The organism is Pseudoalteromonas sp. S558 (assembly GCF_005886635.1).
Classification (GTDB): Bacteria; Pseudomonadota; Gammaproteobacteria; order Enterobacterales; family Alteromonadaceae; genus Pseudoalteromonas; species Pseudoalteromonas aliena.
The window spans coordinates 1-377 of record NZ_PNDU01000642.1; the positions used below are offsets into that span (position 1 = coordinate 1).

1 protein-coding gene is annotated in these 377 nt (G+C 36.6%); it reads left to right on the plus strand.

The window, feature by feature from the left end:
- Window positions 1-261, plus strand: a 261-nt coding sequence (locus CWB66_RS22545; RefSeq protein WP_252371835.1) for a hypothetical protein, incomplete at its 5' end; no start/stop codon positions are given.
- Window positions 262-377 lie beyond the last annotated feature (116 nt).

Here is a 377-nt window from a genome sequence, read left to right on the forward strand (position 1 = left end):
AGTTTTTTTATCATTGGATTTCGATCGAATATAGACCAAAACGGGGAGTTTACTACACCGACTCACCAAGAAGAATATTTAATTTGGGATAAGTGGGTTTCAGGGGAATATTGGAAGAGGCACAATCTGCCTGTGCAAATAGCGAAAGAAAAATTGTTAAAAAAAGTGGATAAGATTCGCCATAAATATCGCTTATCATCTCCACAAAGCCAGCCTTGGGTAACAGTACGTGATGCTTTATATGGTTTACCCGAAATGTGAACATGAAGATGCAACAAATTAAAATCAACATGTCTTAATTGGTGGAGATATAATCTACGATGGAAAAATACGAGCAAATTTAAAAGAGCGATCACCTCCTCATAAACCACTAGTTC